The sequence below is a fragment of the Actinoallomurus sp. NBC_01490 genome (assembly GCF_036227085.1).
Lineage (GTDB): Bacteria > Actinomycetota > Actinomycetes > Streptosporangiales > Streptosporangiaceae > Actinoallomurus > Actinoallomurus oryzae.
Genome location: NZ_CP109433.1, coordinates 7,428,317 through 7,449,588 on the forward strand (window position 1 = coordinate 7,428,317; position 21,272 = coordinate 7,449,588).

The 21,272-nt window shown below is 67.0% G+C and carries 17 protein-coding genes and 2 pseudogenes; 10 read left to right on the forward strand and 9 right to left on the reverse strand.

The genetic code is table 11. The features are described from left to right. Positions 1–3 precede the first annotated feature (3 nt). Both OG417_RS34340 and OG417_RS34345 read right to left on the reverse strand, forming a co-directional pair. Positions 4–273 (reverse strand): DNA-binding protein, encoded by a 270-nt coding sequence (locus tag OG417_RS34340; RefSeq protein ID WP_329237611.1) that lies wholly within the window; start codon positions 271–273, stop codon positions 4–6. Positions 274–634: 361 nt separating this feature from the next. Continuing rightward, entirely contained in the window at positions 635–1,696 is a 1,062-nt protein-coding gene (locus OG417_RS34345; RefSeq protein WP_329237614.1) for a TRM11 family SAM-dependent methyltransferase, read from the reverse strand. A gap of 472 nt (positions 1,697–2,168) precedes the next feature. Between OG417_RS34345 and OG417_RS34350 the strand changes: the two genes are divergently transcribed. After that, positions 2,169–2,552 (forward strand): hypothetical protein, encoded by a 384-nt coding sequence (locus tag OG417_RS34350; RefSeq protein WP_329237617.1) that lies wholly within the window; start codon positions 2,169–2,171, stop codon positions 2,550–2,552. Positions 2,553–2,957: 405 nt separating this feature from the next. Here the strand turns inward: OG417_RS34350 and OG417_RS34355 are convergent, their stop codons facing one another. Continuing rightward, entirely contained in the window at positions 2,958–4,190 is a 1,233-nt protein-coding gene (locus OG417_RS34355) for an IS256 family transposase (RefSeq protein ID WP_329237621.1), read from the reverse strand. 606 nt (positions 4,191–4,796) lie between these two features. Here OG417_RS34355 and OG417_RS34360 point away from each other — a divergent pair. From OG417_RS34360 to OG417_RS34370, 3 genes and pseudogenes are all read left to right on the forward strand, one after another. Then, on the forward strand, positions 4,797–5,753 hold the full coding sequence (locus OG417_RS34360) for a hypothetical protein (protein WP_329237624.1): 957 nt from the start codon (positions 4,797–4,799) through the stop codon (positions 5,751–5,753). Next, the gene (locus OG417_RS34365) at positions 5,750–7,018 is read left to right on the forward strand and encodes a lanthionine synthetase C family protein (RefSeq protein WP_329237626.1); all 1,269 of its coding nucleotides are present in this window, start codon (positions 5,750–5,752) and stop codon (positions 7,016–7,018) included. The genes OG417_RS34360 and OG417_RS34365 overlap by 4 nt, the downstream gene beginning before the upstream one ends. A 56-nt stretch (positions 7,019–7,074) precedes the next feature. After that, a pseudogene (locus OG417_RS34370) lies at positions 7,075–7,779 on the forward strand (thiopeptide-type bacteriocin biosynthesis protein); the annotation flags it as partial. 96 nt (positions 7,780–7,875) lie between these two features. Here OG417_RS34370 and OG417_RS34375 read toward each other — a convergent pair. The 4 genes and pseudogenes from OG417_RS34375 to OG417_RS34390 all read right to left on the reverse strand — a co-directional run. Further along, positions 7,876–8,799 (reverse strand): annotated as a pseudogene (locus OG417_RS34375) (IS3 family transposase); the annotation flags it as partial. Positions 8,800–8,867: 68 nt separating this feature from the next. After that, complete coding sequence (gene ltrA / locus OG417_RS34380; RefSeq protein WP_329237630.1) at positions 8,868–10,130, reverse strand: group II intron reverse transcriptase/maturase; 1,263 nt, start codon at positions 10,128–10,130, stop codon at positions 8,868–8,870. A 573-nt stretch (positions 10,131–10,703) separates the two neighbouring features. Next, complete coding sequence (locus OG417_RS34385; protein ID WP_442875592.1) at positions 10,704–11,018, reverse strand: transposase; 315 nt, start codon at positions 11,016–11,018, stop codon at positions 10,704–10,706. Between the two features lie 272 nt (positions 11,019–11,290). Next, positions 11,291–11,494 carry a hypothetical protein gene (locus OG417_RS34390; protein ID WP_329237635.1) on the reverse strand — a complete coding sequence of 68 codons (204 nt, stop codon included), beginning with the start codon at positions 11,492–11,494 and terminating at the stop codon, positions 11,291–11,293. A 404-nt stretch (positions 11,495–11,898) separates the two neighbouring features. Between OG417_RS34390 and OG417_RS34395 the strand changes: the two genes are divergently transcribed. From OG417_RS34395 to OG417_RS34420, 6 genes are all read left to right on the forward strand, one after another. Further along, positions 11,899–12,255 carry a CU044_2847 family protein gene (locus OG417_RS34395; RefSeq protein WP_329237638.1) on the forward strand — a complete coding sequence of 119 codons (357 nt, stop codon included), beginning with the start codon at positions 11,899–11,901 and terminating at the stop codon, positions 12,253–12,255. Beyond that, positions 12,248–13,198 (forward strand): AAA family ATPase, encoded by a 951-nt coding sequence (locus tag OG417_RS34400; RefSeq protein ID WP_329237641.1) that lies wholly within the window; start codon positions 12,248–12,250, stop codon positions 13,196–13,198. Before OG417_RS34395 ends, OG417_RS34400 begins: the two co-directional genes overlap by 8 nt. Next, positions 13,198–14,958: a hypothetical protein gene (locus OG417_RS34405; RefSeq protein ID WP_329237645.1), complete on the forward strand. Its 1,761-nt coding sequence runs from the start codon at positions 13,198–13,200 to the stop codon at positions 14,956–14,958. Before OG417_RS34400 ends, OG417_RS34405 begins: the two co-directional genes overlap by 1 nt. Positions 14,959–15,122: 164 nt before the next feature. Beyond that, entirely contained in the window at positions 15,123–16,253 is a 1,131-nt protein-coding gene (locus OG417_RS34410) for a CHAT domain-containing protein (RefSeq protein WP_329237647.1), read from the forward strand. Then, positions 16,250–18,985, forward strand: a complete 2,736-nt coding sequence (locus OG417_RS34415; protein WP_329237650.1) for a restriction endonuclease — start codon at positions 16,250–16,252, stop codon at positions 18,983–18,985. Before OG417_RS34410 ends, OG417_RS34415 begins: the two co-directional genes overlap by 4 nt. A 114-nt stretch (positions 18,986–19,099) precedes the next feature. Beyond that, positions 19,100–19,381 carry a hypothetical protein gene (locus OG417_RS34420; protein WP_329237652.1) on the forward strand — a complete coding sequence of 94 codons (282 nt, stop codon included), beginning with the start codon at positions 19,100–19,102 and terminating at the stop codon, positions 19,379–19,381. 813 nt (positions 19,382–20,194) lie between these two features. Here the strand turns inward: OG417_RS34420 and OG417_RS34425 are convergent. Together OG417_RS34425 and OG417_RS34430 are read right to left on the reverse strand one after the other, a co-directional pair. Next, entirely contained in the window at positions 20,195–20,497 is a 303-nt protein-coding gene (locus tag OG417_RS34425; RefSeq protein WP_329237655.1) for a hypothetical protein, read from the reverse strand. A 264-nt stretch (positions 20,498–20,761) separates the two neighbouring features. Then, on the reverse strand, positions 20,762–21,241 hold the full coding sequence (locus OG417_RS34430) for a MarR family winged helix-turn-helix transcriptional regulator (protein WP_329237658.1): 480 nt from the start codon (positions 21,239–21,241) through the stop codon (positions 20,762–20,764). Positions 21,242–21,272: the final 31 nt, after the last annotated feature.

Here is a 21,272-nt window from a genome sequence, read left to right on the forward strand (position 1 = left end):
GCTTCACTCCTTGGCGACCGGTCCCGCGCTGGTGTCCGGCCGGTCGTCGGGCTCGCGCGGCGTGCCAGCGGGTGGGAGGCCCAGCAGGGACAGCAGCTCGGCGGTGGGCACCAGGTAGCTCTTGCCGACCCGGATCACCCGGCAGGGGAAGTCGCCGGTCCGGGCGAGGGCGTAGGTCTTGGTGCGGCCCAGGCCGAGCGCCTGTCCTGCGGTGACCAGGTCCACCACGGCGGGCAGCCGCCGTATCTCGGCCAGCGACAACCCCGCCTTCATCTCCGCCCCCCGCCGAACCCACCGCTTCGGTAGACCCGATGCCGCTCGGTGACGGCAGTCGTGGCAGCCAGGTACGCCGGGCATGGCGCTCACCGGCGGAATCGAGCCACACCTCCAGCGGTGGGATCAAGGCGAATCCGCTGGCCCGGCCCCCCGGAACCACTCGCCATCGACCCGCACCGCAACGGACGCGGATACCACCGGATGCGGCAGCCGGCCAGCGGAAGGTTGAACGCGAAGGCATGCGGTCCGTCCGCCGCTCGAGGGACGTCCTCCAGAGGCTTCCGGCCGCCGAGACCGCAGCGGGCGGGGCGGGTTGTGTGGTTACCGGCCCGGCCGGAAGAGCAGGTCTGCTGCCAGATCATTGGTTCTCCGCCGACCTCGTGGGCTCGCCGTCGGCCACAGGCAGCTGGGGTCCGGGTGGGCGTCGGAGGATGAGCACTTCTTCGTGGGCGTTGACGTGGAGGGGAACGCCGGCGGCGCGGGCTTTGCGGGTTTCGTGCATCGCAAAGAAGCTCGCGCGGGTGACCAGATGGTCGGCTTTGATGCCGCATAGCAGGGCGACGAGGCGCTGGAGTGGTTCCAGGCCGGCGTTTTGGGCGGCGGCCCAGACCTGGTTGGGGAAGTCGATGAGGTGGCCGTGGCGGCGAAACGGGCGGGTGGTGATCGCGACGATGCCACCCGGCCGCAGCAACGGCACACATCCGAGCAGGATGTCGGTGAAGCCGGACAGGAGCCGGTCATGGCTGCCGCGGGCGAGGTTGCTGCGATTCTTGCCGTAGGCGTAGTCGTATTTACGGACGCTGGTGTGGCCGGTTTCGCGGCTGGAGCGGACCTGCCCGTGGGTGCTCTGCCCGTACGGCGGTGAGGTCAGCAGCAACGCGACGTTCCCCACGACGTGGGGATCGGTCATGAGGGCGCTGGCGTTGCGGGCATCGCCGGTGATGACGGCGCCGGTCCCGGGCGCGCCGTGGTCGCGGGCGAGGTCGAGGTTGGCGCGGGCCAGGTTCGCCCAGCGGGCTTCGCACTCGATCCCGATCGCGGTCCGATCCAGGTGGACGGCTTCGACGAGCGTGGTTCCGATCCCGCACATCGGGTCCAGCACCAGATCGCCAGGCTTGGTGTAGCTAGCGATCGCGGTGGCCGCGAGCGCGGGCAGCATCTTGGCCGGGTTAGCGGTGGCAACGGGCAGGTACCGGCCGCGGCGCTGCCAGACGGCGGGGCGCTGCGCGCACACCCACACCGACAATGGCAACGGTTCGACCTTGTCCGAGGCTGCCGCAGCATGGTCCGGGTCATGGGCGCGGTTTCGGCTCGGACTGCCGTGCCGTGCCAGGTCTGCGGCCTGGTGCTCGGGGTCGGGCTGAGGGCACGGCCGAGCCTCGTGCTCGTGCTTGTCGTCGTGGTTCTGGTCCTGGGGCATGGTGGGTGCTTCTGCGCATCCACCCCTCGCGTACGGCACGCTCCCAACAAAACCTCGCGGGCTAGGCATTCCTTAGGCACACGCGTGGGCACCGGGTCGGCAGGGCTTGGGCACGCCGAAGAGGTGCGTAGGCAGGTGATCGGCACCTTTTGGGCACGGTGAGGCCGCGCGGCTCGCCTTCCCGGTCGAGAAGAGCCAGGGCCGTCATCGGGATGTCTGTACCGGTCTTTCAATAGGTGCTTGAGCGCGTGCCGACTCTCGCTGCAGAACGGGTGCCCGTCGGCGTCCCCTACTCCAGTTCGGCATCTACGACGCCCAGCGGTGGGGCGTCTTCTCAATCAGCTTTTCAGCTTTCGCGAAGCAGCATCGACGGCTTGCTATTTCACATGGTTTCCGATGCCATACACCGACCGGCACCATTTCATCGGCGATCTTCCCAACCACTTAGTAAACCGCGTAAAGGAATCCGGGCATGGAGAAGAATCACGCGCAACGTCATCATGCGGCAATGATGCGATTGATCGACCTGTACTCGACGATCGAGGAGTGGTCGTCCCGGTTGCCGCTGCGGATCGAGGTTCCCCTGCTTCACGGCGAAGAGCTGTACCGGGCTGAGGTATGGAGCGGTCTTACCCGCGCGTTCACCATCCTGGCCGATCTACCGATGGACCGTGAAGCCAGACAGGTGTTGCGTAAGGTGATCGGCGACTGGCTGATCGCGATGGACTTGTTGTTCCGCGATGAGGAGGACGAGGCCGCCTGGCACCTGGATATCGTCCGAACCCAGCTGCAGCGCATCACCAGTGCGATTCAGGCCAAGGCGGCGCTGTTCGCCGGACCCACTGGTCACAGCTGACCGACGACCCACAGGGCACACCGCGCCGTCCTGTCCCTATACGGGACCGCAAACTTGTGCACGTCCAGCTTCGCTCTGGTGGACGCTGAGGCAAGTACTTAAGCAACCCGTAGGCAACCCGTAGGCCGTGGATGTCCACCGGCAGGCAAGTCGACCACGGCGTTAGACAAGTCGCTCTCCGCCAGCGTCCACCGTAGACACGCTCATGTCCGGTTGAGCGCCTCGCGCGGCGCGTGTTCGTCCACTCTGGGCACGCCGTAGGCACGCCAGTGTCCACCCGCCGGCAAGCCGACCGTCTCAGGAACATCTGCCGACACCATCGAAGTCCACCGTGGGCGTTCCGGTGGCGTCCCGCGTGGTGGTGTAAGTGATCGTCACCGTGTGCGGGTCAGCGAGTAATGCTGATCATGCCGTGAGCAGTGCGGGTGTTTCCACCTCCTTGCTGGCTTTTGCGGGCTGGTCGAGCAGGGCCATGGAGCTTTCGGATAGGTAGCGGCGGTCGGTGACCTGCCATTCGTCGTGGGTTTCGACCAGCACCGAGCCGGCCAGGCGGAGCAGGGCGGCGGGGTTGGGGAAGACACCGACGACGTCGGTGCGGCGTTTGATCTCTTTGTTCACTCGCTCCAGCGGGTTGGTGGACCAGATCTTCTTCCAGTGGGAGAGGGGGAAGTCGGCGAAGGCGGTCACGTCATCGGCCGCCTCGGTGAGCATGGTCTCGACCTTGGGGAGCTGACGGCCGAGCATGCCGGCGATGGTGGTGAGTTGCTCACGGACGTGATCAGGGTCGGGCTGGGCGAAGATGGTGCGGATCGCAGCGGCGACCATCTCGGCGTGGCCTTTGGGGACCTGGGCCAAGACGTTGCGCAGGAAGTGAACCCGGCAGCGTTGCCAGGCCGCGCCGAGCAGCACGGCCTGGATCGCGGTTTTGAGGCCGGCGTGGGCGTCGCTGATGACCAGCTGCACTCCGTGCAGCCCGCGGGTCTTCAAGGTGCGCAGGAACGCGGTCCAAAACGCGCCGTCTTCGCTGTCGCCGACGTCGAAGCCGAGGACTTCGCGGCGTCCGTCGGCGGCCACGCCGGTCGCGACCACGACGGCTTGGGAGACCACCCGATGGTCGACCCGGGCCTTGCAGTAGGTCGCGTCCAAGAACACGTAGCGGAACGGCTGATCGGCCAACGACCGGTCGCGGAACGCCGCGACCTCGACGTCGAGCTCGGCGCAGATCCTGCTCACTTCGGATTTGGAGATGCCGGTGTCGGCACCCAACGCTTTGACCAGGTCATCGACCTTGCGGGTGGAGGTGCCGTGCAGGTAGGCCTCCATGATCACGGCGAACAGTGACTGGTCGACCCGCCGGCGGCGTTCCAGCAGGGAGGGGAAGAACGACCCGGCCCGCAGCTTGGGGATCTGCAACTGCAGATCACCCGCGGTGGTGGTGATCGTCTTGGGCCGGTGCCCGTTCCGCAAACCGGTTCTGGCCTCGGTGCGCTCATGCGGTGCAGCACCGATCACCGAGGTCAGCTCCGCCTCGATCAGAGCCTGGTAGATCGTGGTGGCCGCCTGACGGATCCGGTCTTCGACATCAGCGCCTTTGAGCGCATCCAAGACCTCCAGCAGGGCAGACTGGTCCAGAGCCATCGTGTGATGTGTCCCTTTCGCGAGAACCATTGGCGTGGGTCTTGCCGACCATCACACGGTGGCTCCTTGGCGCGTGGCCACCACGCCGAGGAGCCCGATCTCTTACACCACAAGCTGGGACGTCACCGGCGTTTTCCAGCGCCCGCCTTAGCCACGCTCGTGTCCACCCGGACATCTCGGTGGACATCCCTTTCTCAGCCGTGGGCACTCCATAGGCACACCGATGTCGTCCCGAGCACGTTGTTGGGCACGTTCTCATCCGGCCTGCGTCGTGCCGTAGGCACGCTCAGATTCAGCCCTGGGCACCACGTAGGCACGGCGGCACTTGCGAGGTCTTTCGGCTCGGCACGGTCGTCGGCAGGTGCCGTACTTGGGCGGATCCTGGGCAGACGGCCGGTAGGCACGCAGCTCCAGCGGTGTGCCCATGAACTGCCTAGGCGGCCTGGCTTTCTGGATCGCAGTTGTCCGCGACCAGAAAGGGAGCCGGTGATGGCCGGTACCGAACGCTCACCCCACCCCGCGAAGCCGACGGCGCCCCGTCCGCGTAGCCAGCGGCGTACGCGGCGTCGGCGTCGCGCCCGCGTTGATGCGTCCTCGCCGCTGGGAATGATCGTCACGTCCTTCCGAGCGTTGACCACGGGCCCGGATCCGCTGTCCGTTGATGGCAAGACGATCGGGTACGGGTTGCCGCGCAGGGTGATCCGGCTGGATGAACTGCGGTCGATCCTTTGTCATTTGGCGACCGGTCGGGCGTGCCGGGACGCGGCCTGGCGGCACCTGGTCCACGCCGCCCGTACGCAAGGCCCCTCCTGGGTCGTCGGTGCGGCCGGGGTGGCGATGCCCGCGCTGCGGAAGATGGCCACCGAGTTGTCCGAGGGCTACCGCGGCGATGCCACCGACATTCACTCGGCCGTGTTGACCGGTTTCCTCGAAGGACTGGTCCGGATCGATCTGGACCGTGCCGGCGTCGTCACCCGGCTGCGGTGGATGGCGTACCGGGCCGGGATCAAAGCCCGCTACACCCGCGACGGCATCCCGGCGATGCCGTTGCCGCCGCTGGAGTCTCAGCCTCCGCCTCCGCCGTGGGGGCACCCGGACCTGATCTTGTTCGACGCGGTGGCCAAGGGCGTGCTGTCACCGGTGCAGGCCGAGCTGATCGGCCGCAGCCGCCTGGAGAACCTCACCCTCAAGCAGGCCGCCGCCGAACTCGGCGTCGGTTATGAAGCGGCGCGTAAAGCGCGTCAGCGCGGTGAGGCCCGGTTGACCGCCGCGATGGCTTCGGGCGATGTGGAACAACGCCTGTCCCCTCCCGCCGCGATTTCCGGTCTTCAACAAGCGGGGGAACAAAACCCTGAGCCTGGTGTGCGGGGCCGATCCATTCCCCCGGACGGCACATCCGAACAATCCATTCCCGATGAGAAAGGAGCCTTCTGCGGCCCCGCGCACCGCCTCCCCCACCCGCATAAGCAATCCAGCAACACGGTGGGCATTTCCGCGGACGCCCGCGGGCCCGAGCCGATGCGGGACCCGGAGTCTCCCGGCCGGGAGGGGGACACCTCATGAAACGCCCCGCTCGAAAGCTCATCGCGTGGCTTTCGATCGCGCTGCCCGCCGTCGCCGTCGTGCCGATGACGGTCGCTGTGATGCTGCTGGTTCCGGCGATCGACGCGTACGCGGCGGCCGTGGGAACGGGGCCCAAGGACCTGCCCACGGTCATCAACAGCATCACCAAGTGGCTGGTCGGGCTCTTGGTCTCGCTCGCGACGTTGTTCTTGACCATCGGGTTCTTGCGCCTGCTGGTCGCCGGTGGTGACCCCGGAGAGGCGGCGTATCAGGCGCTCGAGGAGGCTGTCGCCGGTGGCGTCAGCATCACCGGCGGCGCCAGCCTCCACTACGGCGCTCCCGCCCTCGCCTTCGTCCTCGCCGGGTACGACCATCCCAGCCTCGCCCAGGCACGGGCCGTCGCCGCCGCCGGGACCGCGACGGTGACACGCCGCCGGCTGGAGGCCGCCCACCGCCGCATCGACCAACACCACCCGCCGCCGCACTACGCCGAGTTCGACCTGATCCGCGGGCTGACCGGACTCGGCGTCGCTCTGCGCCGCATCGGCAACGTCGATCTACTCCGCGACGTGCTGGACTACCTTGTCCGGCTCACCGAGCCCATCAGTGGGCTTCCCGGCTGGTGGTGCACGACCGGCCCCAACTACCGGCAGCCGCCGCCGGTAGGAGGTCACAGCAACCACGGGATCGCCCACGGCATCACCGGACCGCTCGCACTCCTCGCGCTCGCGATGAGCGACGGGATCACCGTCGACGGGCACACCGAGGCCATCCAGCGCATCTGCCGGTGGCTGGACACCTGGGAGCAGCACACCAGTGGCAGTGCCTGGTGGCCGCAGATCATCACGCTCGACGACTTGCGCCGCGCCGAGCCGAGCCAGTGGGGCCCGCTGAGACCGTCCTGGTGCTACGGCACGCCCGGCATCGCCCGCGCTCAGCAGCTCGCCGCCCGCGCTCTCGGCGATACCACCCGGCAGCACAACGCCGAAGCTGCGTTCACCAACTGCGTGAATGACCCCTCCCAGACGACCCGGCTGATCGACCGGAGCCTGTGCCACGGCACCGCCGGCCTCTTGGCGGCCGGGCATCGGATCGCCGCCAACGCTCTCACCCCGATACCGCTCACGCTGCTGCGGCACCTGCACCAGCACGCCACCGCGGCGGTCGACGAGCCCGCCGGGTTCCTCGACGGGGCGGCCGGCGCCACCCTGGCCGTCGCCGGCACCTCGACGACATCGTGGGACGCCTGCCTCCTGCTCTGCTGACCCTGCGAAAGGACCTGCTCGTGGACGAGGCCCTCTACGAGACCCCCTGGCGGCAGGTGAACATCGCCTACCCCGGGGACCGGCAACAGCGCGAGCACCACGCCATCCGCCACCTCGCCGGGGTCCTGCCTGCGGCCGAGGCCGACGGCCTCATCACCTCCTGGTGGTGGATCCGCAAGGGTGCCTGGCGCGTCCGCTACCTCCTCGCCGAGGAGACCGGCGGCCATGACCCGGTGCACCCGCTACTCACCGCCGGTGTCGCCTGGACCGACGACATCTACGAACCCGAGGTCCACGCCTTCGGCGGCCAGGTCAGCATGGACGCCGCCCACATCCTGTGGCACCGCGACAGCCGCCACCTGCTCTCCTACCTCGACAACAACCCCGCCGACCGGCGCGAACACTCGCTCGTGCTGTGCACCGCACTCATGCGGGCCGCAGGTCTGGACTGGAACGAGCAGGGTGACGTCTGGGCCAGGATCGCCGAACAGCGCAACGGACTTCAGCCGCCTGCCCCTGCCCCTCAGGCGTGGGCCTCCTTCGTAGGCGACGTCCGCCACCTCCTGCTCGGCACGGCCCGCGCGGACACTATCCCGGGCGACTGGCTCACCGCGTTCAGCGAGGCAGGCCGAGCAGTCCGGACTCTGCGCGAAACCGGCGGACTCACCCGAGGTCTACGCGCGGTGATCGCACTCCATGTGATCTTCCACCTCAACAGAATCGGGATCCCAGCGACCACACAGGCCGCCCTCGCCCAAGCCGTGAAGGACGCCGTATTCGGCAAAACCGCATTCTCGCCCGCCAACTCGGCGACGACGGGAGCCTGGGGCTTCCCCCCGAAGTGCGGACACCGGTTGTTATGCGGCTTGTGTCACCGTATAGGACAGTTGTTCGTAGTTGATCGGGCTGGTCTGGCCAAGGGCAGAGTGCCGACGGGTTGTGTTGTAGCGGGTGGCCCACCGGAACACCGCCAGCCGCGCCTCGCGGGCCGTTGACCAGCGCTGCCGGCCTTGCAGGGTCTCTCGCTTCAGACTGGCGTTGAACGCCTCGGCTGCGGCGTTATCGGCGCTGGTGCCCACCGCGCCCATCGACTGGATGACGCCGAGCCGGGCGCAGGCGGCGGCGAAGTCCGCCGAGGCGTATTGCGCCCCGTGATCCGAGTGGAAAATCGCGCCATCCAGGCCCCCGCCCCGCGTGCGGGCTGCGGCCTCCAGCGCGTCGATGACCAGTTCCGTGCGCATGTGATCGGCGATCGACCAGCCGGCCAGGCGCCGGGAGCACAGATCGATCACCGTGGCCAGATACAAGAACTCGCCACCACCGACCGGCAGATAAGTAATGTCACCGACATACCGCTGGTTCGGCGCAGGGGCAGTGAAGTCCCGCCTGATCAGGTCCGGCACCTTTTGATACGACGGGGCCGGCACGGTGGTGCGGACCTTGCGGCGCAGATACACCCCGACGATCCCGAAGATCCGCATCACCCGCTCGATGCGCTTGTGGTTGACCTTCTGGCCGGCATCGCGCAGCTCGGCCGTGATGCGCGGCGACCCGTACGTCCCATCGTGTGCGGCGTGGATCCGCCAGATCTGTTCCGCCAGCGCCTCATCGGCACGACGCCGCTCGTCCCGGGCAGCACGGGTCTCACGCCACCGGTAGTAGCCCGAGCGAGAGACGTCCAGGACATGACACAGCCGCTTGATGCTGAACAGCTCCCGGTGGTCATCAACGAACTGGAAGCGGCTCACCAGTTCGTCTCTCCCGGTCGAGTAGCCGGGGGCATCGCAGCCCCCGGCTCTCACAGAACCGTGCGTAACAGTCTCCCGTTACACGGCTCTTGTCATCCTGATCACCAGGTCATGGACGCGCTCGTCGTCCGCTTCCAGTGCACGAACATGCCGGGGTGGCGTTCGGCCGCCCCTTGCATGGCCCGCAGGGCTTTCTTCAGTGCACGCAGCCGCCGATACTTCGCACGGAGCCATCGCACCAGGTAGGCGTTGATGCGGGTCAGGAGGGACCGCAGCGCCGAGGGGTAGAACCGGCCGTAATACCGCAGCCAGCCCGCCACGATCGGGTTGATCCGGCGGGCGATTTCTGTGAGCGTGAGCCCGATCCGGTGGTGAAGCCGCCAGGAGCGGACCTGCCCACTGATCTTCTTCAAGGCCTCCTTGCTGATCGCGGGCAGGAAGGTGGAGAACTTACTGCCGTCCTTCCTGCGCGCCGAGCGTTGCCGGAAGGTGAATCCCAAGAACGTGAACGAGGTGTGCTCGAACACACCACGTCGCAGATCGTCCTTGCAATACACAATCCGGGTCTTATCGGGATGCAACCGCAGCCCGACCTCGCTCATCCTGTTCGCCAGCGCGGCCAAAACCTGCCGGGCCTGCCGCTGGGTGACGCAGTGAACCACCGCGTCGTCGGCATAGCGTTCGAACTCCACTGCCGGGAATTCCCGGGCCAGCCACGCGTCGAACGCGTAATGCATGAACAGATTCGCCAGCACGGGCGAGACCGGGGACCCTTGGGGAGTTCCCCGATCGCGCGCTTTCAGGGTGCCGTCGGGTAGTTGCAGCGGGGCTTGCAGCCACCGCTTGATATACAACACCACCCACGCGGCGTCAGTGTGTTCCTCAACGGCCTTGAGCATCAGATCCCACCGGACACTGTCGAAGAACTTCTGGATGTCCAGATCGATCACCCAGTCCTTCCGCCAACAGCGTTCCCGGCAACGCTCCAACGCGTCATGGGCCGACCGCCGGGGCCGGTATCCATATGAGTCCGGGTGGAGCACCGGCTCCACCAGCTCCATCAGATGCCGCGCCACCACGGTTTGCGCAACCCGATCAGCGACACACGGAATGCCGAGCATCCTGGTGCCTCCGCCGTGCTGCTTGGGGATCTCCACCGCACGCACCGGCGGCGGGAACCACGTCCCCGAGGACATCCGGTTCCAGACCTTGAACAGGTTGTTCTGCAGATCGGTCTCGAAGTCCTCGATGGACTGGCCGTCCACCCCCGGCGCACCCTTGTTCGCCTTGACCTCACGCCACGCCTCCCAGACCTCCCACTTGGAGATCTCGAACGGCTTGACCTGTGACTTCAGCTTGCCCATCGGCTCCTCCCGGAGAAACCCCGGTTGGCCAGACACACATAGCCACGAATGACCCGGCCCCTTGGCTCCACCCTCATTACAAAGGCTTCAGCGCTACTACGAGCCGGTCCGCCGGCGCGTCCCGCATCGGTACTCAATCCCTCACAGATTCGGCCGTTTGGGATGCTCCCTCTCGCCCAGCCCCTACCCCGGGGCGAGGCAGTATCGGCACGCGCCTTCTCCTGTTCCACGTGATCGCAGCAGATCGGGCTCACGTCGTCTCTATGCCGGACACCGCCTGGCCAGTCAACGGGCACCCGCCAGACTCCTCCCGGGACCATTTCGACGCCCCGGTTTCGATGCCATCTCACAAATCTCGACACTTCAGCAACGATTCACTTGCGTTCGTCTTCCCGATCCCCACCTGACACCTCTTGGGCGCCTTTTCCCCATCGCTCACTACGACGGTCGTTAACCAACGCAGCATGAGGTGGTTTGAAGCCTCCCCCCGCAGGGCGACTCCGAAGGGCCTTCCTTCATCAATCACGCAGCACCGCGACGAGAAACCCGCCTACATCGAGTCCCTCCTCGTGTTCAGGACACACCGAAATATTTGGCCGCCCGGCGCAGGATGTCCCGCTCGGCCTCCAGCTCCCGCACCTTCTTGCGGAGCTGCAGGTTCTCTTCTTCAAGCACGGCGTCGGAGGCTACCGGCCCGGCATCGGCCTCCCGCCGCCGGTCCACTGCCTGGTCGCCGGCCTGCCCCGCCCGCCGGGCCTGCTTGACCCACAACCGCAGCGTCTCGCGGTTGACGCCCAGGTCCTTGGCCACCGACGCGTACGTCGCGGTCGGATCCGACAGATACAACGCCACCGCGTCGGCCTTGAACTCCTCTGAGTAGACCTTCATCGCCACGCAGGACCCCTCTCACCCCCAGACCTCCATGATCCAGGGCGCTCAGGGTGTCCACACCTCAGGGGGAGGCCCCCTCATCGATCTCACGGACCCGTACCCGTTCTGCCACCCGCACAGACTGGCCGTGACCTACCGCCTGGGGCCAGCATCCCGACGGCGCGTCACCGCAACAGGGCAAACGTTGCTTGATGCGGCACTAGGTAGCAAGGTCATGAGCCTTGTTCTGACTGTCTGCGCAGGCCCAAAGGCGGCCCAGCCCGACCCGCTCACGACCCTTCGGTTCCGATCATGGCCGCTGTTTTCTTCGCCGTCGGCGCACGCCCGGCGCAGGCGTCGTTCCCAAGATCGCCTCCGCCATTGCAGTCCACGCCGGCTTGTTCACGGATATCAGCGACGATCACTTCGTTCTTGCTGCGTACCATCACGCCGTTGTCAGCGACGTGGACGAGGTTGCCGTCGAACGGCTGCACCGCTCCGTCCACCTCAATGACACCGCGGGATGGACGCCGTAAAGAGGTCGGCGAGCCGGCGAGCCGTCTCCGGACTCGCCGACGATCACGGGGTCGTCGATGCGGCATTCGTCGGGGATCAGCGATGCCCAGCGAACGTGGGCATCCGGGAAGAGCGCCCGGTCCGTGGTGTTAAAGCTGACTCGTCGTAGTTGCAGATAGCCGCGAGGTAAGGATCTTCGAGGGGCTCAATGGGATCGAGGTAACCAGACGTCCGCTCTGACATGATCACCGCACGAGCCCGATGGCGGCCATCGCACCGGCGATCGCGACCACCGGCGATCGCGATAGGCGAAGAGCCGGGACAATTTCCCAGTTCCCTTGCAGACTGGGCATATCGTTCATGAGCTCAGAAGGGACTGCGGATGGTCGTCGTTGCGGTGGAAACCGAGGATGGGACCGATCCGATCCAGGTCCAACTCACGGATGCACCTCGTGCGGAGGTGTCGGACGTCTACGCCGACGAGACGATCCGCAGCGCGCGGGAAAAGGTCGTGAAGCTGGCGCAACCGCTGTTCTCCGAGGCCATCGACCTCATACGGTCATGCGCGACACAGGTTAAGCAGAAGCTCGATGAGATGCCGGCGCAGACGCGTCCCGACGAGTTGGAGGTGCAGTTCGCGGTGAAGCTGGACGCCAAGTTCGGCGCCGCCATCGTGGAGTCCACCAGCGGCGCGCAGTTGCAGGTCACGATGCGCTGGAACGGCGACGGGAATGGCTGAGGCCGGCACCGTCCCGCTCCTGCCGTACAGCTACGTGCTCGGGCAGGACACGCTCCGCCGCGCCCTCGAGATCGCCTACGTCGCGCCGTCGGTCGGCGGAGTCTTGGTCAGTGGCGAGCGGGGCACCGCGAAGTCCACGACGGTACGCGCGTTCGCCCGGATGATGTACGGCGAGTTGCCGGTGACGTTGCCGATCAACGCGACGGATGACCGGGTCGTCGGCGGCTGGCGAATCGATGCCCTGATGGCGGGAAGGACCGAGCCTCAGCCCGGGCTGCTCGAACACGCGAACGAGCAGGGCGTGCTATACATCGACGAGGTCAACCTGCTGGACGACCACATCGTCAACCTGATCCTCGACGTAGTCTCGACGGGCCTGTTGGCGGTGCAGCGAGAGGGACTCGACCGGTCGGACATCCCTCTGTCGTTCACGCTGGTCGGGACCATGAACCCCGAGGAGGGGACGCTGCGCCCCCAGCTCCTCGACCGGTTCGGGCTGCTGGTGCCGGTGACCGCCGAGTCGGATCCGCGGGTACGCCGTGAGATCCTGCGGACCGTCCTACGCTTCGACGAGGAGCGCGCCCGGCCGACCTCGGAATGGCTCGACCGCGGTGCCGCGCTCGACGGCGAGCGGCGGGACAGGATCCGGGACGCCCGCGATGCCTTCGCCGACGTGCGCCTCGGTGACGACGCCGCCACCCTGTGCGCACGGATCGCCGCGGAGTTCCAGGTGGCGGGCCACCGGGGCGAGATCGTCATGGCGCAGGCCGCGAGGGCGACGGCGGCCCTGGAACGACGGACGGAGCCGACGCCGGAGGACGTACGGGCGGTCGCACCGCTCGCGATCATGCATCGCAGGCGCGAGGCGGTGTACGGCGAGGGCATCGCCTGGACCGACGAGGACGCGGCGACCCTCGACAAGGTGCTCGCGGAGGATCGTTGATGCACGTCCGCGAGCGGGTGGCCACGGCACTGGCCTGTGCGGCACTTGATCGCCAGCTCGCCGGGATCCTCATATTCGACCTCGACCCGGATCTCCTCCAGCCATTGACGCGCTGGCTGTGCGACCTGATCGGGGCGTCACCCTCGGTCAGCGTGCTGGGCGCCACGACGACCGACGGCGACCTGTGGACGCGAGTCCGCCCCGAACTCGCCGGAGCGGCTGGTTTTCGGCTGGAGCATGGTCCGCTCGTCGGCGTCGGCCGGCCGCCGGGCCTGATCGTCGTGCCTGATCTCACCCGGCTCGGACTCGCCGGCGCCCGAGCCGCCGTGACCATGATCGGGGCGGACGTGGTCCATCTCGAACGGACCGGCCTGCAGGTGCGCTGGCGCCCCGAGGACTACTGGATCGCCTGCTGCCGACGCGACGAGGTGGGGAGGGTCTCGCCGCACCTGCTCGATCGGTTCGCGGTCCGTATCGACGCGGCCGGCCTGGGCGTGCGCCGAGAGACGGACCCGGACGCCGCGCCCGTGCTCGACCCGCCGGATCCACGCTGGGTAACGGCCGTACGGACGGGCCGGTTGGCCAGTCTGTCGAAAGCGGCGGCCGAGGACGTCGTGGAACGCCTTCCGCTGGGCGCCGCGGGCATGCGGCGTGAGCTGGCGCTCGCCCGCATCGCCCGCGCGCTGGCCGCGCTGGACGATGACACCGTCGTCGAGCACGAGCACGTCGATGCCGCGGCGCGCCTAATCGGGCTCACCCCACCGGCCGCCACCGACGCCCCTGCCGCCTCGCCCGTTGAACCGCTCGTACGCGGCGTTGACGAGCCCGGTGACGGGGAGGTCCAGCAGGAGGTACGCCGGATCGAGGTGCCCGAAGGAGATTCCGTGCCGCTGCGGGCCGGTCCGCTTCCGGACGCCGAAGAACGCAGGTACCCCTATCCCGAGGATCATGCCGATCTCGAGCACGACCCCGACCCGCTCCGCTTCGGCGCCCGCCGGCGGACTGGCGGGCCGCCGCGTGGCCATCCAGTCGGAACACGGCCGGCGCGTGAGCTCCGCGACATCGCCGTGACCGCGAGCCTGCTGGAGTCGGCGAGGTTCCAGGCGGTCCGCTGCGGACGGCAGCACTTCCGGCTCGGCCACCCGCTTCACGTCGAAGCAGCGGACCTGCGCAGCCACCTGCGAGCACCACGACCGGCACATCTGCTCGTCCTGGTGCTCGACCACACCTGCCACCGCGATTGGGACTGGTACGACGCACTGACGCCGTATCTGCGGTGGGCGTACGCCGCCCGCGCGTCGGTGGGCGTGGTCGAAGTGGGCGCGGCCGACGCACCCGACGAGTTGTGCGCACGGGGGTTCTCCGCACGCGGACTGCTCGATCCCCGGGTGGCCGCAGCTCTGGAACGCCGACCCGGCCGGGCCACGCCACTCGCCCACGGCCTCAGCCTCGCCGCACGTCAGCTGCGCCATAACACCCAGCACGGAGACGCACCCGTCACCGAGGCGGTACTGCTCGTCGCCACCGACGGCCGTGCCAACATCCCGCTCGCGGCCAGCCGGTCGAGGCGCCTGCCGGAACGCGTCGCCGCCGAAGGCGTCCAGGACGCCCTCCGCGTGGCCTGCCAGATCGGCACGCTGCACCGGGTACACAGCGTCGTCGTCGGTCCCGGCTCTCGTCCCGGCGCCCACCTCACGACGATGCTGGCGGACGCACTCGGCGGTTCCGTCATCACCGACGGCGCAGGGGAGGACGGGTGATCCCCGAGCACCGCCGCCGGTTTCTGGGCGCCGTACTCGGAGGCGCCCGGCGCGCTCCGGGCGGCGCGGGACGGAGTCGGCCCCCGGTGGCCCGGAGCCGCCCGACGCCGGAGGCCCGCGACACGCCGGCTTCGGCAACGGATACCCGAGACGCCGGCGATCCGATGGTGCTCGACGTCATCGAGGCCAACCTCGGCGCGGGCCTGCCGGAAGGCATGGCCCTTCTCACGGTCATTCCAGTACGCCAGGACGATGGGAGCCCCGGTTTCCGGCTGCGCGGTGTCTGCTGCTGCGGCGATGGCACCGAGTTTCCGAAGGTGTACGGCCGCCCCCGGCTGGAGCTCGGATCCCTGGTGTCCGGCGACGGTGAGCTGCCCGCGGACGTGCTGAGTCTCATGCAAATCTGGTCACGGACGAAGACCAGGCTGACCCGATGGCTGGATCGGCGCCTCGCCGCCCACGGGGACCGGCTCCAGCTGGTGATCTGGGATGACACGGGATACCGCATCCCCTGGGAACTGTTCTGGCTGGAAAATGACTCCGGCCGCTACGAAGGTTGGCTGGGCGGCATCGTGACCATCACCCGGTGGCTGTCCATCCACACCCCCTGGCCCGAGGCCGTACGCGACTATCGCTCCGCGCACACCTGCACCGGGCCGGTGGCCACCTACATCGATGGGGCGATGGACCACGACCTGTCACTTCTCAGCGGCTACCGGATCGAGCGCAGCGGCAGCATGTACGAACTGACCAAGGCGCTCAGGGCCGACGGCGATGCCCTGGCCCTGGTCTATGTCGCCGCGCATGGGGAGTTCGGCGAGCAGGTGTCCGAGTGCACCCTGGGCAGCCTGTCGCTGATGCACGTTGATCCGATGAGGTTCCTGCGGCTGAAACCGTCGGCCACGTTCGTCTTTCTCAACGCCTGTCATTCGGGCTCTCTGGGCTATGACACGAAGTGGATCAACGACCGAGTGCTGCGCGGATTCGCGGAGGTCTTCCTGCGATCGGGCGCGGCCGGGGTGCTCGCGACGAACGGTGGCGTGGGTGACCGCCTGGCCCACGAAATGGCCGGTGAACTGCTCCGGCGTCTTCGCGACACCCCGGGACTGTCGGTGGCGCAAGCCGTCCGCGATCTGCGGGCCGAGGCCGCGAGCCTGGCGCCGATCGACCTCGCCGCGGTCACCGGCACTGCGGCCAACAAGAAGCTCCTTACGCTGCTGTACCGATTCATGTATGTCTGTTACGGGAGCCCGCGCACGCAAGTCATCCCGGACACGGCCAAGGGGGCGCGATGACTCCCGGCACCGAGATCAGGCTGTCGCTGGAGCCGGTCGTGACGCGGCCTCGCGTCATGACGCCCGGACGCCCGCACCTCGTGGCCGTCGATCTCCGCCTCGCCGGCCCCATCGAGGAATGGCCGTACGACGAGGAGGAGTTCGCCTTCACCTGCATGCTCGACGGGGCGGGCGGCCTTTCGACGGTGGCCGTGAATGACGCCACCGTCCTGGTCCACCGTTTCGGCGGCTCGTACGGTCCCGCCGAGTTCCTCGTCACGCCCGGTGAGACGGCCGGCGACCACTCCCTCTGGCTCAGCATCCTCACGCCGCGCGGCGTCGTGATCCACACGTCCGAACTGCCGGTACGCGTGCGGACGGCACCGCCGGACGCCAACCCGACGGCGACCCGCTCGCTCCTCGCACCGGTCCCGGTCGCCCGCCGAGCGGACCGGGAGCAAAGCGGCCCGCGTCCGGACGAAGCGGATTCGAGTGCGCAGCACGTCTACATCGCGATCGAGCCCATCGACACCATCCCCGATCGCAGAGTGTCCACGTTGATCACGGACTTGCTCACCATGGCGGGCGTCAGGGACGGCGACTGCTCCATCGAAAATCTCGGACCGAACGGAGCGTTCTGCGTTCTGTATCCGGATTCGGTCCGATCGGTTCCCGCGTTTCTGATCGAGTTGCGGCGCGCTTCCCCCCTGGCCGGGCTCCGGCTCTGCGTCGCGCTCGATAGCGGCGTCGCGGGGCCCGCACGGGCGACGCCGTCAGTGCTCCTACGGCTACTCAGCTCCTCCACGCTGCGCGTGGCCGAGAAACTGGAGGACAGCGTCGCCGTCATCGTGACTGACGATCTCTTTCAGGATCTGATCGATGAATTCCGACGGCTCCGACCGTGGACCTTCCGTAGCGCGCAGGTCAGTGGGCCCAGCGAAGACGTCTCCAATCATGCCTGGTTCTCGGTTCCGAGTCTGGAGCAGCTCCAGGAAGATCTCGCGAAAGTCCTAGCCGAGCTCTTCGGCCAGCGGACGAGCGCCTCATCCATTCTGGCGGACGTCGGCTTCCCGTCCCACCGCATACCGACCATGCAGAATCCAATAGAGTTCTGGGAGCCGATCGCGGCAGATTTCGCTCACGGAGTCGTCCCCGGTGGCCTTGCTCAGCTCGCGGAAACGGCGAGTCACTCCTATCCGGAAAATCTCGAGCTGCGACGCATCACCAGGGCCCTTCGGGAGGTCGAGCCATCGTCGTACGAGGTCCTCACGCTGGTCGGCAGCGATCGCTACGACGACTTCCTGCAATTGGTGCGCGCCCGGATCGATCCCGGCGCCGAAATATTGGCGGTCTCCCCCCGGACGTGCGCGGTGCTGATCGGTGATCCGCCCCCTCTAGAGGAGGTCCATTCGATTAGGGAGGCGACAAGTGGATGGGGCGAGGTACGGCTCCAGCTGCGCCGATACGCCTTCCGTCCCGCGGCGCTGGAAAGTCTGCTGGTTCGGCACACTGACGGCCAGGCGTTCGAACTGCGCGGCTTGCCGAATACCACACAGGTCCGGGGAATCGCCGAGGCGCTGGCCGACCAGTACCCCACGCCGGATGAGCCGCACGACCTGGTGCTGGAACGGGTCGGCCCGCAGGGGACGCCCCATCGGCTCGACCCGAACCAGACGCTGCACGATGCCGGGATCCTCGATGGTGACGAACTACGCCTCGTCCGGGCACCCGCGGAGGACGATGACCACCTCGTGGCGCTTCTGCGCCGGCCCGATGTCCACCTCATCGTCGACGGCGACAATGTGGCCCGTCACCGGGACAACCCTCTGCCCCCCGACGATCGGCACGGGAGTGTGGTGACCCGTCTTGGCCGTCTGGCGAGGGAGACCGGTGCGGAGGTCACCTGTGTTTTCGAGGGCCGGGAGTTGACGCCCGGGGCGGTCGTCGCACCACGCGCGGTAGTAAGGGTAAGGGTGCTGTTCAGCGAGCCTGGCGGGTCCGTCGAGGAACTGATCGAGCGACTAGCCCGGGCGGAGCCCGCAGAACGCCCCGTTGTAGTCGTCTCATCTGACCGGATCCTGACCTCGGCACTCCCGGACTCGATCGCAGTTGTTCGATCCGACGTGCTGCTGCGCCACCTCACCCGGACGCCCGGGGACACCATTCGAGGTCCGCGGCCCGAACTGGCTCAGGAACTACGAGACCTTACCGGAGCAGATCTTGAGCTCATAACCATCAGGGATTTCATGGCGGGCACTAAGACTCATCCGGCGTCGACAGTCTCCGACGAGACGCTCAGCGAATTGCCTGAGGTTGAGAACGCTATAGAACTGCCGGCGATCTTTACCGACCCTTCCACTTCACCGAATCTACTCGATATCTCTCATCAAGAGTTTGAGCACCTCATTCACTATCTACTGAATAGAATCTATTCCGGATACAATGTGACGCCAGCGGATGGACCCGGTGGTCGCGGCATAGACTTTCTGCTGGTTAATCCTCAGATCGGAAAGTCCATTGTAGTGGAGGTCAAACATTCTCGCCGCGCACTCGACTCACACGCCGTGTACGAGGTGTTTAGCGGTCTAGAGTTTGCCGAAGCCGCAGCGGCTCTCCTTATAACTACCTCATCATTCACGAGGCAGGCTAGAGAAGCCGCGAAAGACCTTCCTGTGACATTGATTGCCGGCAAGACGCTACTCGGCCTACTTAGCTCCATAGGAATTGACGCCGTGATTGATGATGGAAGTTGAGTGCTAGTTGAAAGGTATTGCGCTTTGTGAAATTCGATCGCCAAATGGCCCGGCTCGGGATCCGTCGGATTAGCCGCATAGGCGCTCGATTTGCAGCCACTTTAAGAGCGGGCGATGGACAACGAGATTCAGCTGATCAGCGACGGTGATGGACTGGCGGTCATCGGGAATGCGACGGATGTCGAGCGCTTCCTCGTCTCGGAGGGACTTTCGTCGAAGGATCTCGGCCTGCAACGGCTCAAGTCCGTCGCCGGCACCGGGTCTGCAGTCGCGCAGGCAGGTTCGGAGATTGCCGCCAACTCCGGTCACTGGGTGAAGCCGACCCCGAAGTCTGCGCGGCTTGTCCATAAGTACGGGCTGAGGGAAAGCTCGAAGACGGTCTCAACACAGGTGTGACGAGGGGGCCCAAGGGTCAAATCAGGGGATTCGTCGAATTCGCGAAGGTGCAGGGGCCCCGATCGCTTCTGACCAACCCGGCTTTCCTTGCCGGCGCCGCGGGGATCATGGCGCAGTTTGCGATGCAACAGACCATGGACGAGATCACCGACTATCTCGCCACGATCGACGCGAAGGTCGACGACGTGCTGCGCGCCCAGAAGGACGCCGTGCTGGCCCGCATGATCGGAGTCGGCTTCGTCATCGAGGAGGCTATGGCCATCCGAGAAAAAGAGGGGCAGGGTCGATCCCGTCAGACCCCCGTGCCCCCTCCTGTCGCACCTACCTGCTCGGGGCTTCGTGCGCCTGATCGCGGGCGGCCGGGTCGCGGTCACCTTCGTATTCGAAGTCTCACTCTGCCGCAGCCCCTACGACTTCCCAAATGTAAAAGGCCGAGCGCCGGTGGGCGTCCAACCAGGAACTCGTCGGCGATCCCGCTGGTGAGCTTGCCCTTTACCGAGCTAACCCGGTTGAGGGTCTCGTTGCCGCGGCTTCTGGCGGCATCGACGCCCTTTGCTCCTGTCTCGAGCACCTTGTCTCTCGCCTCCGCGGCCGCGTCCATCCATCGTCTCGCCTCCGAGGACTGGCGACCAGACTCAATCCCAAGCCGCCCGTGGAAGTCATAGACGCCGGTCGCGACATGGTTGCTCGCCTGACTACAGCCGGGGACTTGGTCGGGTGCAGCAGCACCTTCGCGTTGGCCGTGCCGGCAGCCGCGTTCATCCGGGCCACCAGCCGTTCGGTGCACCGCGAGATGTGTTCCAGCCGGTCCTGTCAGGCAGGCTTCAGTCCGAGGCGATGCCCGTCCAGCTCCTCCGGAGACGCGTCCAGCACCCGGTCGAGTTCGAGCACGGCGATCGCGCCCTGCAGTTGGAAGCAGCGAGCCAGAACAGCGAGCCACTCCCGAACCATGGACTCGGCTTCCTTGGCCGTCGTGGCGAGATCATCGATCTTGGCCTTGCGCTCCATCTTCTCCGCGAGCGCGTCGAGCTGCCGCAATGCGTACGCCTGGGTTTCTGCGATCGTCGCCGGTGCGGCCTGAACCTTCGACCACGTGACCGCCGCAATGCCCGTCACGCAGAACTGAGGGCGGCGTTGGATGTGCTGGTGGCAGTGACCTCGAACAGCTGGTCGGCCGGCAGAAGGCTGGGTGGCGTGTGCGGGCGGTCGGGCACGTGGTCGACAGTCCGGGTGGATTCGTGACCTGGCTTGACCCGGGTCCGCGGTGCGAGGTCCGGGGGCGTGGCGTGGGAGATCAGCTCGCGCTGGTCAGATCTTCGGTCGTACGGGCACTGAAGCCGGTCGTCCTGGACTCGCCACACTTACCGGCCTGGGAGGCGATCAGGCCGAAGGTATGTCCGGGGAGTTCAGGTTAGCGACGTGCGGGGACAGCGCGGGATCGTCACGGGCGTCATCGAAAATATTCTGGAGTGTCTTCAGGTAGGTCTGCCTGGCATTTTCGACCAGCGTGCGTCCCCGCTGAGTGATCTGGGTGTACACGCCGCGCCGGTCGGTTTGGCACAGGTAACGCTCGGTCAGTCCGGAGTTCTCCAGGCGTGCCACCAACCGGCTGACCGAGCTGTGGTTGAGCGGAATCGCGTCAGCCAGCTCCTGCTGGCGGAGGTGGCCATCGTCATCGGAATAAGCCAGGGCCGCCAAGGCCATGTACTCCGAAACCGATATACCGTGCGCGCTCTGAAGGGCCCGCTCCGCGGCATCGTCGGCTCGGCCTTGGAGCCGGCGCAGCGCCTGCCAGCGTTGCTCCAGTTCAGTGGGCAACTCCACTCGCGCCTGGGCTCGGGCTCCGCGAATCTTGGGCATCGACCCCTCCTTCCTCGGCTACCCAGTTTGA

What these genes read in the sequence shown, in the direction of transcription:
- OG417_RS34395 (WP_329237638.1), top strand. Translation starts at nt 11,899, where the DNA reads ATGGTCGTCGTTGCGGTGGAAACCGAGGATGGGACCGATCCGATCCAG.
- OG417_RS34400 (WP_329237641.1), top strand. Translation starts at nt 12,248, where the DNA reads ATGGCTGAGGCCGGCACCGTCCCGCTCCTGCCGTACAGCTACGTGCTC.
- OG417_RS34360 (WP_329237624.1), top strand. Translation starts at nt 4,797, where the DNA reads ATGATCGTCACGTCCTTCCGAGCGTTGACCACGGGCCCGGATCCGCTG.
- OG417_RS34410 (WP_329237647.1), top strand. Translation starts at nt 15,123, where the DNA reads ATGGTGCTCGACGTCATCGAGGCCAACCTCGGCGCGGGCCTGCCGGAA.
- OG417_RS34405 (WP_329237645.1), top strand. Translation starts at nt 13,198, where the DNA reads ATGCACGTCCGCGAGCGGGTGGCCACGGCACTGGCCTGTGCGGCACTT.
- OG417_RS34365 (WP_329237626.1), top strand. Translation starts at nt 5,750, where the DNA reads ATGAAACGCCCCGCTCGAAAGCTCATCGCGTGGCTTTCGATCGCGCTG.
- ltrA (WP_329237630.1), bottom strand. Translation starts at nt 10,130, where the DNA reads ATGGGCAAGCTGAAGTCACAGGTCAAGCCGTTCGAGATCTCCAAGTGG.
- OG417_RS34430 (WP_329237658.1), bottom strand. Translation starts at nt 21,241, where the DNA reads ATGCCCAAGATTCGCGGAGCCCGAGCCCAGGCGCGAGTGGAGTTGCCC.
- OG417_RS34420 (WP_329237652.1), top strand. Translation starts at nt 19,100, where the DNA reads ATGGACAACGAGATTCAGCTGATCAGCGACGGTGATGGACTGGCGGTC.
- OG417_RS34415 (WP_329237650.1), top strand. Translation starts at nt 16,250, where the DNA reads ATGACTCCCGGCACCGAGATCAGGCTGTCGCTGGAGCCGGTCGTGACG.
- OG417_RS34345 (WP_329237614.1), bottom strand. Translation starts at nt 1,696, where the DNA reads ATGCCCCAGGACCAGAACCACGACGACAAGCACGAGCACGAGGCTCGG.
- OG417_RS34350 (WP_329237617.1), top strand. Translation starts at nt 2,169, where the DNA reads ATGGAGAAGAATCACGCGCAACGTCATCATGCGGCAATGATGCGATTG.
- OG417_RS34340 (WP_329237611.1), bottom strand. Translation starts at nt 273, where the DNA reads ATGAAGGCGGGGTTGTCGCTGGCCGAGATACGGCGGCTGCCCGCCGTG.
- OG417_RS34385 (WP_442875592.1), bottom strand. Translation starts at nt 11,018, where the DNA reads ATGAAGGTCTACTCAGAGGAGTTCAAGGCCGACGCGGTGGCGTTGTAT.
- OG417_RS34355 (WP_329237621.1), bottom strand. Translation starts at nt 4,190, where the DNA reads ATGGCTCTGGACCAGTCTGCCCTGCTGGAGGTCTTGGATGCGCTCAAA.